The following is a 9,721-nucleotide window of genomic DNA, read 5'->3' as shown; positions in this document are numbered from 1 at the left end:
CATGGGGAAGCACAGCACTACCGGTGTGGCCCGGCGCGCTGCCGGTTCGGTCCTCGCGGCGGGCGCCATCCCGCTCATCGTCACGCTGATCGGCGCCGGCACCGCCGAGGCCGATGCGTTCCCGGCACCGCCTCCCCTACCGGCCCTCCCGGCGAACGCACCGGTCCCGGCGCCGAATCCGGCCGCCGATCCGCTGTGGCAGGCCGGCGCCGCCGTCCAGGACGCGGTACGGTCGGCCACCGACGCCGTCACGGCCGCGGCGGCGCCCCTCGTCCGGCCCGCCCCGGCGGTCGCGCCGATGCCGCCGCCGATCGCGGCCGGTGCACCCCTGCCGGGCACCCGGCCGGTACCGGAGCATTCCTACCTCGCGCCGCAGGGCGAATTGCACCCGCCGGTTCCGGTGGCGCCGGTGGCACCCATCGAGGCCCCACCCGGCACGTTGCGTATCGGCACCATGGTGATGACCTCGCCGGTCGACGTGCGCGACGTCAACGCGGGTGCGGCCCAGGCCGAGGCCCAGATCTCGACCTTCCTCGATTCGGTGGGGATCGAACGCAGCCGGGCCGACCGGATGGCCGCCCAGACCCTCGGCACCGCGGCCGTCGGCGCGGCGATCGGCACCGCGGTCGCCGCCCCGGTGGCCATCCCGTTCGCGATGCTCGGGGCGGCGGCCGGATTCGTGGCCGGGATCCCCTTCCTGCCGACAGGTCTGGTCATCGGCCCGGTTCTCGGCGCGGCCGTGGGGTACGGCATCGTCACCATCCCAGCCATGATCGCGGGCGCGGCACTCGGTGGGGCCATCGGAGCCACCGAGGGTTTCACGGCCCCGCCCTTCGGTATCCCGCCCGCCTCCGCCCCCTGAGCCGGGTCTGCGAACAGCCCGCAACCTGCGGGCACACCCTCCGGGCGGCGTCTCGAACCCGCCGTTCCGGGGGCCCCGCGCAAGCCTTCTGGACAGGCGAATCCCATCCGCCGGACGCTCCGGTCCGAATGTCGTGCATACCGACAATTTCCCGGAGAAAGGCGACCATGGGTAAGCACAGAGCTACCGGTCCGTCTCGGCGGGCTGCCGGCTCGGTAGTCGCGGCGGGCGCGATCCCGCTCATCGCGACGCTGATCGGCGCCGGTACGGCCAATGCCGATGCACTCCCCGCTCCACCCGCGTCATCCCCGATCCCGGCCCTGCCGGCGGATCTGCTCCTCACGGCACCGGCCACCACCGATCCGATCCGCGATCTCACCGTCTCCGCGCACGAGGCGGCACAGGTGGCCGTCCGATCGGCGGCCGATACCTTCGCGGTCGCCGCCGCGCCGTTCCGCGTCCCGGCGCCCACGCCGGCGGCGGTCGCCGACCCCGTCCCGGCGCCCGCCCCGACACCGGCGACCCGGCCGCTGCCCGAGTACGCCTATCTCGCCCCCCAGGGTGAGTTGCACGCGCCGCTGCCGGTCGCCCCGGTGGCACCCATCGAGGCGCCCCCGGGCAAACTGCGGATCGGCAACGTCATCATGGACGCGCCGTTCGATGTCCGGGAGATCAATACCGGGGCGGCGCAGACCGAAGCCCAGCTGGCGACCTTCCTCGATTCGGTGGGCGTCGAGCGCAGCCGGTCGGACCGGATCGCCGCGCAGACCATGGGTTCGGCCGCCATCGGCGCGTCGGTCGGCAATACGCTGGCCTCGCCGATCGCGGCGACATCGGCCATGGTGGGCGCGGTCGCCGGATTCATCTCGGGTATTCCGTTCCTGCCGATCGGGCTGGTGATCGGCCCCGTGCTCGGCGCCGCCATCGGCTACGCCGTGATCGCGGCGCCGGCGATGGCCGCCGGTGCGGCGGTCGGCGGCGCGATCGGCGCGGCCGACGGATTCGCCGCGGCACCCTACGGAACCCCGCCGCAGTAATCCCGGGGTACCCGGCGGCGCGCCGCGCCGCCGGCGTCCTACCGGCCGGTCGTCCGTGCGGACGACCGGCCGTTCTTACCCACCACGACGGCGACCCCCGCCATCACCAGCAGCACCGCGGCGCCCACCGCGAGGGAGACGTGCGCGCCGGTGACGAATGCCGCCCGCGCGGCGTCCAGTAGCCCGGTATCGGTCCCGTAGCGCTGAATGGTCTCGCCCAGCGTGGGCGCGAACTCACCCGAGGACCGGAAGACCAGGGCGGCCAGCGAACCGAGCAGCGCCAGCCCCAGGGCGTTGCCGAGTTCGAAACTGGTCTCCGAGATCCCCACCGCGGAGCCCGCCCGTTCGACCGGGACCGACGCCACCGCGACGTCCGAGACCAGCGTGAACACGATGCCGTAGCCGACGCCGGCGATCGCCGAGCCCGCCACGTACCAGCCCGCGCCGCCGTCCACGCCGATACCGAGCACCAGGAGATTGCCGGCCGCGGCCACCAGCAGCGCGAGCGCGAAGGCCCAGCGCACACCCAGCCGGCGGCCTACGGAGGCGCCGCCGACGGAGAACACGAAAACGGTTACGGCCATCGGGATCCCCAGCAGGGCCGCCTGCAGCGGATCGCGCCCGGTGACCGATTGCAGCCAGATACTACTGAGATAGCTGAGGCCGGCCAGCGACATCATGCCCGCCGTGCTCGATCCGATCGCCAGCGAGAAGCGGGCCCGGCGGAACAGGGACAGGTCGAGCAGTGGTTCGGCGAGCCGCCGCTGACGGCGTATGAAGATCGTGAGCAGGCCCGCGCCGGCCAGGGCACTCAGCAGCGCTTCCGCGTCCGGCCCGTACTCGGCGATATGTTTCACCGCGTACACCGCGGGCAGGATGCCGCCGATCGACAGCGCGACACTCGGCAGATCCAGCGGGCCCAGCGCGGTGGCCCGGTGTTCGGGCAGCAGGATCGGCGCGAACACCAGCAGGACGAGCAGCACCGGCACATTGATCAGGAACACCGAACCCCACGAGAAGTGGTGCAGCAGTATGCCGCCGATGATCGGCCCGACTGCCGAACCGCCGGCGAAGAACGCGGTCCAGATCCCGATCGCGGTGGAACGCTGCCGCTGGTCGGGGAAGAGATTCGAGATGAGCGCCAGACTGGACGGCAGCAGGGTGGCACCGCCGATACCCATGAGCGCCCGGGCCGCGATGAGCACGCCCGCACTCGGCGCGAAGGCCGCCAGCGCGGAGGCGATACCGAAGACGGTGGCACCGGCCAGCAGCACGTTGCGGCGGCCCACCCGGTCCCCCAGGTTCCCCATGGTGATCAGGAGACCGGCGATGAGGAACCCGTAGATGTCCAGGATCCACAGTTGCTGCGCGGCGGTCGGGTCGAGATCGGCCGTCAGGGTCGGCAGGGCCAGGAACAGCACCGACATATCCATCGACACCAGCAGCACCGGCAACAGCAGCACGGCCAGGCCGAACCAGCCGCGCCGGTCGCCGCCGGCCGTCGGCACGGCCCGTGCCGTCTCCAGTTCCGTCATCGAGGATCCCTTCCCGGTTGTCGGTTCACCTAGTCGTAACATGCCCGGGGCCCGCGGCTGTTCCTGGCAGGCGCCTCGGATATCGCCGATCACACCCCGACAGGACCGGCCGGAGCCGTTCGTGCTTCGATCCAGCGGTGAGCCCCGATATCGTGGTCTGCGGTCTCGGTCCGGCCGGGCGCGCGCTCGCGCACCGGTGCCTGGCCCGGGGGATGGCGGTCACCGTGGTGGATCCACACCCGGACCGGCGCTGGCGCGCGACCTACGCCGCCTGGGCCGACGAACTACCTGCCTGGCTCGAGCCCGCCGCGATCGCGGCCACCGTCGCGGAACCTCGCGCCTACGGCCGGCGCGAACACCGGCTCACCCGCCCCTACGTGGTCCTCGATACGGCCCGCCTGCAAACCGGCCTCGACCTCACCGGCGCGACCGTACTCGCGGCCCGTGCCGAGGCGATCGGCCGATACGAGGTGCGCCTGGATACCGGACCTGTCCTGCGAGCCGAGCGTGTGGTGGACGCGCGGGGATTGCCCCGGCGCGCGGGCGCCCCCGAACAGACCGCGTTCGGCCTGGTGCTGCCCCGGAGCGCACAGACCGATGCGGCCTTTTTCATGGATTGGCGCGCCGATAACGGGACCGATCCGCGGGAGCCGCGCTCGTTCCTCTACAGCGTCCCCCTCGGCGCGGATACGGTCCTGGCCGAAGAAACCTGCCTGGTGGGCGCGCCCGCGATCGAGCCGGCCGAGCTGGCCCGGCGGCTACGCCACCGCCTGCGGGTGCGCGGGATCGAGATCCGCGGGGACGAACGGGTGGAGCGGGTACGGTTCCGCATGACCGGCGGCGCGCCCGGAGCGGGCACCTTCGGGGCGGCGGGCGGATATCTGCATCCGGCCACCGGCTACAGCGTGGCCGCCGCGCTGTCGGCCGCCGACGATATCGCCGCGGGCGGGTCCGGCTGGACCCTGCCGGCCCGGGCGGTCCACCGGCTGCGGCGGGCCGGGCTGCGGGCGCTGCTGAGCCTGCCCCCGGCCGGGCTACCGGATTTCTTCGACGCGTTCTTCGATCTCGATATCGAACTGCAACGCGCCTATCTCTCCGACCGCGAGGACCTCGCCGGAATGCTCGGCGCGATGTCACGGCTCTTCGCGGCACTTCCCGGTTCCGCCCGGACCCGGCTCGCCGCGGCGACACTCCATTTCCCGGCGCCCTCGCACACCGGGTCGGCTTCGGTCATCATGGAGTGATGCGGTCAATCTGGAAAGGCTCGATCGCGTTCGGGCTGGTGAACGTCCCTGTGAAGGTGTACACCGCCACCGAGGACCACGACATCAAATTCCATCAGGTCCACGCCAAGGACGGCGGCCGGATCAAATACGACCGCGTCTGCACGGTATGCGGGCAATCCGTCAAGTTCGCCGATATCGATAAACAATACGAATCTCCGGACGGCGACAAAGTCATCCTGACCGATGACGATTTCGCCAAATTACCGGTGGCCGAGAAACACGAGATCCCGGTCCTGCAATTCGTGCCCTCGGATCAGATCGACCCGATCCTCTTCGACAAGACCTACTATCTCGAACCGGATTCCACCACGCCCAAGGCCTATGTCCTGCTGGCCGCCACCCTGGACCGGATCGACCGCACCGCGCTCGTCCATTTCACGCTGCGCCAGAAGACCCGGCTCGCCGCCATGCGCGTGCGCGACGGCATGCTGGTGCTGCAGACCCTGCTGTGGCCCGACGAGGTGCGATCGGTCTCGTTCGAATCCCTGGAGGACGCCACGGCGCCGCGGCCGCAGGAGATCAAAATGGCCGAGACCCTGGTCGAATCGATGTCGGAGGATTTCGACCCGGATCAGTTCACCGACGAATACCAGCGGGAGCTGCAAAGTCTGCTGGAGGACGCCATCGCCCGCGGCGACGGCAAGGCCCCGGAACGGCCGGAGGCCGAAGCCGCGGAATCCGATGCCGAGGTCGTCGATCTGGTGGCCGCGCTGCAGCGCAGTCTGGAGGCAAGTGGCGCCCGCGGCGGTGCAGCGGAGTCCGGGAAGGGCGCCGCGAAATCCACCGCGCGCAAATCCACCCAGCGCAAAGCTCCGGCCAAGAAGGCGGCCCCCGCCAAAGCCGATCGGAAGCGGACTCGCAAGGGCGCGTGAGCGCCGCGTACCGCCCCGTGCGAGGTCGCGTCTATATCGCCTGGATGTACCACTCGAGGCCGCCGTCGGCCACGCGCTCGGTGTGGTGGTAGTGGAAGCCGAGATGGCGGGCCAGTGCCATCGCCCGCGCGTTCCCGGTCGCGATCCGCAATACCGCCTCGTCGGCCAGATCGTGCCGGGCCAGGTACCGGCAGGCCAGCACCACGGTGCGGCCCGCCACCCCGCGTTCCCGCCAGTTCGCGTAGATCCCGTAGCCGATATCGGCCTGCCGCTTCGCCAGGAATTCCTGTTCCAGCGCCAGATCGAGCGTGCCGGCCAGCGCGCTCGTCGCGATATCCACCACGCCGAATGTCCGGCACGGTTCGTCCGCGGCCCAGGCCGCCGCACAGCGCTCGAATTCGGCGACGATATTCGGGGATCCCGGGCCCCGCGCGGGGCGCACCGCTTCCCCGTCCTGGGCGGCCAGATGCGCCGCGGCGTCGGCGACCTCGATCGGACGTAAGCCGATCACCCCATCCGATATAAGCACGCGATCATGATCTGCATAATTCTGCGCGTTCGACAAGCCCCGGCCCGGCGCGCCGCAAGTCGAATTCGCTGGTGAGCCATATCGCGAAGCCGGGCGGGCGGCGGTGCGCCGATCGCGCGCGGACACGCCCCGCCGAATACCGCCCGGGTGGGACGCCGGGTGAATACTCGGGCCTATGACCGATAACGCAGACGACCCGCATCGGCTCGTATCCGCTGCCGTGGTGGTGGGCGCGGACGGCACCGGTGCCGCCCATTCGGCCATCCGCTGGGCCGCGGCGGTGGCCGCGCGCCGGGGGCGGCGCCTGGTGATCGCGTACGCCATGAACTCGACTCCGGCCAAGACCTGGCTGATGGCCTACAAGCCGATGGTCGACGAAGCGGTGGAGATGTTGCGGACCCACGGCGAGCAGGCGCTGGCCACCGGAGCGCAGGTGGCCCGTGAGGCCGCGCCGGACGTCGCCGTCGATACCTTTCTGTCGGAGCACAACGCGGCCAAAATGTTGATCGAGCTGTCCGGATCGGCGCATATGGTGGTGCTGGGTTCCCGCCGCGGCGGCGCCGTCGCCCATCTCGGTTCCACGATCCTCGCGGTAGCAGCCCACGGCCGCGGCACCATCGTCGCGGTCCGCGAGGGCGGCGAGGACAGGACCGCGGGCCCGGTGGTCGTGGGCGTCGACGGCAGCCCGGTCGGGGATGCGGCGGTGGCGGCGGCCTTCGCCGAGGCCGCCGAACGCGAGACCGAACTGGTCGCGGTCCACACCTGGAGTGATCTCACCTTCACCGAATTCGCCAGCACCGGATATATCGAGATCCCGGCCGAGGATCTGCAGACCGCGGAGCAGGCGGTCCTGGCCGAGCGGATGGCCGGGTGGCAACAGCGGTATCCGGAGGTGGCCGTGCGCCGGGAGGTCTACCCGTCGACTCCGGCGCAGCATCTGCGCGAATGGTCCGAGGACGCCCAGCTCGTCGTCGTCGGCAGTCGCGGGCGCGGCGGATTCCGCGGCCTGCTGCTCGGTTCCACCAGCCAATCGCTGATCCAGCACGCGGCCTGCCCCGTCATGATCACCCGGCCCGGATGACCCCGCGGTAGCGGCCGCTCAGCTGTTGAGGGAGGCCAGTAGCGCACGCGTGCGCCGGGCGTCGTCACCCCCGGCGAAGACCGATCCGACGAACTCGGTGGCGCCGGCGTCGAACACCTCCCGGATCCGGGCCGCGACCTGCTCCTCCGAACCGATGATCGCCAGATCGGCGGGCCCCGCGGCGCCTTCGCGGTCCATCATCGCCCGGTAGGAGGGCAGGGTCCCGTACATGGCGAAGGTGCGAGCGGCCTGTTCCCGCGCCGCCTCGATATCGCCGGTGACCAGGACCGGCAGCGAGCACACGATACGGGCGGGCGGGCGGCCGGCCTCCGCCACGGCCGCGCCGAGCGTGGGGGCGATATGGCCGCGGATGGTCGCCGGTCCGGTCATCCACAGCACCGTGCCGTCGGTCCTTCGCCCGGCCAGGCGCAGCATCTGCTCGCCCATGGCGGCCAGCAGGACCGGTATCCGCCCTTCATCCGGTATTCCCAGTTCGAGATTCCCGACGACGGTCTCACCGGTGAACGCGGCCGGTTCACGGGCCAGCAGCGGCTCCAGCACCGACAGATATTCGCGCATATGGCGGGCGGGCCGGGCGAAGTCGTATCCGAACATGTTCTCGATGACCACCCGGTGCGACAGCCCGATCCCGAGGGTCAGCCGGTCGGGGCCCACCGCGAGCGCGGTGGTGCGGGCCTGCTGGGCCAGCGCCCCGGGATGGCGGGGATAGGTCGGCACGACCGCGGTGCCCAGTTCGATCTCCGGCACCCGGCTGCCCGCGACCGCGAGCGCGGTCAGGGCGTCGACGCCGAAGATATGCGAGAGCCAGGCCGAACGGAAACCGTCGTCGGCGCTGCGGCGCAGATCGTCGGAGAGCCGCTGCAGGGCGTCGGCTCCGGTTCGTTCACCGAGCAGAATTCCGATTCGCACGCGGGGCCTCCTGATCGCCGGGTGACAGGGCCCGGACCTCGTTGTTCCGGGCGTGCCGAGCCTACCTCCGCGGTCCGCGGCGCCGCCGGGCGCGCCGCACCCGCCGACGCGCCCGCGACGTGCTCGACCGGCGCCCCGCGGCGGTGCATGCTGTGAGGATGGACGAGTTCGCGAACTGGAGGTCGAACGGGCAGCGCTTCACTCATCGCGGGCACCAGATCTTCTGGCAGACCGGCGGAACCGGGTCCGGCGGCGCGCTCCTGTGCCTGCACGGCTTCCCGACGGCGTCCTGGGACTGGCATCTGGTGTGGCCCGATCTCTGTGAGCGGTTCGCCCCGGTCCTGGCACCCGACCTGATCGGCTTCGGCTGGTCGGCCAAACCGCAGCAATACGACTATTCGATCGCCGATCAGGCCGATCTGTCCGAACAACTGCTCCGGGAGCAGGGGGTGTCGCGGTTCCATATCCTGGCCCACGACTACGGCGATACCGTGGCCCAGGAACTGCTGGCCCGCGACGCCGAACGCCGGGCGGGCGGTGACACCTCCCTGGTGGTCGAATCGGTCTGCCTGCTCAACGGTGGCCTGTTCCCCGAGGCGCACCGGCCGCGGCCCATCCAGCGCCTGCTCGCCGGTCCGCTGGGCCCGCTGGTCGGCCGGTTGGGTAACGAGAAGACCTTCGCGCACAGCCTGGCCGCGGTCTTCGGACCCGACTCCAAGCCCGACGACGAGCAGATGCACCGCTTCTGGATGCTCTGGTGCAGCAAACACGGAAAACGCAACGGCCACAAGGTGATGCACTATCTCGCCGAACGCCGCGAGCGCCGCGAGCGGTGGGTGGGAGCGCTGGCCCGGCCGCAGGTCCCGGTCCGGTTCATCGACGGCACCCTCGACCCGGTGTCCGGCGGGCGGATGGTGCGCCGGTACCGGCAGCTGGTGGCCGAACCGGATGTGGTCGAACTCGACGCCGTCGGGCACTACCCGCAACTCGAGGCGCCCGCGGAGACCATGCGCGCGTTCCGGGAATTCCACGGCACCCGGGTCGGCTGACCTCACCGTATCCCGGGGCCCGGATCTCCGGGCGTCCGCGCCGGCGTCGGGACGCGTGCGGCACACGGCGCACGCTGCTAGCGTCGCGGGCAGGTTCCATCCGATCGCCGGGGGTGCGGGGCGCGTTCGCGGCGGCGATCTCTCATGAGGTGACACCCGAAATGGTCGATACACAACAGGATTCCGGCGCGGTCCGGCATACCCAGGGCACCCCGGAATGGGTCACCACCCGGGACGGCCGGCGCCTGTACTCCATGGTCCTGCCGGGCCCGGCCGAAGGCGGCGGCGCGACGGTCGTCTTCGAGGCGGGCGCGGCGGCGACGCGCTCGTCCTGGGGCCTCGTACAGCCCGGAGTCGGGCGCTTCACCCGCGCCGTGGTCTACGACCGGTCGGGGCTGGGCGCCAGCCCCGCCGATCCCGGCGGCCGCGACCTGGACCGTATGGCCACGGATCTGGTCGATGTCCTCGACCATTTCGGCGACGGACCGTTCGTTCTGGTCGGGCACAGCGCCGGCGGGCCCCTGGTGCGGCTGGCCGCCT

General features: G+C 71.4%; 10 protein-coding genes. 7 read left to right on the top strand and 3 right to left on the bottom strand.

From position 1 onward, the window contains the following. Both ACWDU1_RS23605 and ACWDU1_RS23600 read left to right on the top strand, forming a co-directional pair. A partial coding sequence (locus tag ACWDU1_RS23605; protein WP_450001601.1) for a hypothetical protein occupies nucleotides 1–862 on the top strand: 862 nt, incomplete at its 5' end. Nucleotides 863–1,029: 167 nt separating this feature from the next. Next, a complete protein-coding gene (locus ACWDU1_RS23600) occupies nucleotides 1,030–1,899 on the top strand; it encodes a hypothetical protein (protein ID WP_450001599.1) in 870 nt (289 codons plus the stop codon). A 38-nt stretch (nucleotides 1,900–1,937) separates the two neighbouring features. Here ACWDU1_RS23600 and ACWDU1_RS23595 read toward each other — a convergent pair whose 3' ends face one another. Next, nucleotides 1,938–3,434 carry an MFS transporter gene (locus tag ACWDU1_RS23595; protein WP_450001597.1) on the bottom strand — a complete coding sequence of 499 codons (1,497 nt, stop codon included), beginning with the start codon at nucleotides 3,432–3,434 and terminating at the stop codon, nucleotides 1,938–1,940. A gap of 137 nt (nucleotides 3,435–3,571) precedes the next feature. Here ACWDU1_RS23595 and ACWDU1_RS23590 point away from each other — a divergent pair, with 137 nt between their 5' ends. Continuing rightward, a complete protein-coding gene (locus ACWDU1_RS23590; RefSeq protein WP_450001595.1) occupies nucleotides 3,572–4,678 on the top strand; it encodes a lycopene cyclase family protein in 1,107 nt (368 codons plus the stop codon). Next, nucleotides 4,678–5,592, top strand: coding sequence for a non-homologous end joining protein Ku (gene ku, locus ACWDU1_RS23585; protein ID WP_450001593.1), 915 nt, complete (start codon nucleotides 4,678–4,680; stop codon nucleotides 5,590–5,592). The genes ACWDU1_RS23590 and ku overlap by 1 nt, the downstream gene beginning before the upstream one ends. 31 nt (nucleotides 5,593–5,623) lie before the next feature. On the opposite strand, the gene ACWDU1_RS23580 is transcribed toward ku, so the two are convergent. Further along, on the bottom strand, nucleotides 5,624–6,121 hold the full coding sequence (locus ACWDU1_RS23580; RefSeq protein WP_450001591.1) for a GNAT family N-acetyltransferase: 498 nt from the start codon (nucleotides 6,119–6,121) through the stop codon (nucleotides 5,624–5,626). A 175-nt stretch (nucleotides 6,122–6,296) separates the two neighbouring features. On the opposite strand from ACWDU1_RS23580, the gene ACWDU1_RS23575 reads away from it, so the two are divergent. Continuing rightward, on the top strand, nucleotides 6,297–7,202 hold the full coding sequence (locus ACWDU1_RS23575) for a universal stress protein (RefSeq protein WP_450001590.1): 906 nt from the start codon (nucleotides 6,297–6,299) through the stop codon (nucleotides 7,200–7,202). An 18-nt stretch (nucleotides 7,203–7,220) separates the two neighbouring features. On the opposite strand, the gene ACWDU1_RS23570 is transcribed toward ACWDU1_RS23575, so the two are convergent. Continuing rightward, complete coding sequence (locus ACWDU1_RS23570; RefSeq protein ID WP_450001588.1) at nucleotides 7,221–8,132, bottom strand: LLM class F420-dependent oxidoreductase; 912 nt, start codon at nucleotides 8,130–8,132, stop codon at nucleotides 7,221–7,223. Between the two features lie 158 nt (nucleotides 8,133–8,290). Here ACWDU1_RS23570 and ACWDU1_RS23565 point away from each other — a divergent pair, with 158 nt between their 5' ends. Both ACWDU1_RS23565 and ACWDU1_RS23560 read left to right on the top strand, forming a co-directional pair. Next, nucleotides 8,291–9,181: an alpha/beta fold hydrolase gene (locus ACWDU1_RS23565; protein WP_450001587.1), complete on the top strand. Its 891-nt coding sequence runs from the start codon at nucleotides 8,291–8,293 to the stop codon at nucleotides 9,179–9,181. Nucleotides 9,182–9,342: 161 nt separating this feature from the next. After that, nucleotides 9,343–9,721 (top strand): alpha/beta fold hydrolase (locus ACWDU1_RS23560; protein WP_450001586.1); only part of this gene is annotated, 379 nt, incomplete at its 3' end.

The sequence above is a fragment of the Nocardia sp. NPDC003345 genome (assembly GCF_053589395.1).
This window is presented reverse-complemented; position numbering and strand designations above follow the sequence as displayed.

Coding starts and splice junctions, on each gene's coding strand:
- ACWDU1_RS23600 (WP_450001599.1), top strand. CDS start 1,030: ATGGGTAAGCACAGAGCTACCGGTCCGTCTCGGCGGGCTGCCGGCTCG.
- ACWDU1_RS23595 (WP_450001597.1), bottom strand. CDS start 3,434: ATGACGGAACTGGAGACGGCACGGGCCGTGCCGACGGCCGGCGGCGAC.
- ku (WP_450001593.1), top strand. CDS start 4,678: ATGCGGTCAATCTGGAAAGGCTCGATCGCGTTCGGGCTGGTGAACGTC.
- ACWDU1_RS23575 (WP_450001590.1), top strand. CDS start 6,297: ATGACCGATAACGCAGACGACCCGCATCGGCTCGTATCCGCTGCCGTG.
- ACWDU1_RS23565 (WP_450001587.1), top strand. CDS start 8,291: ATGGACGAGTTCGCGAACTGGAGGTCGAACGGGCAGCGCTTCACTCAT.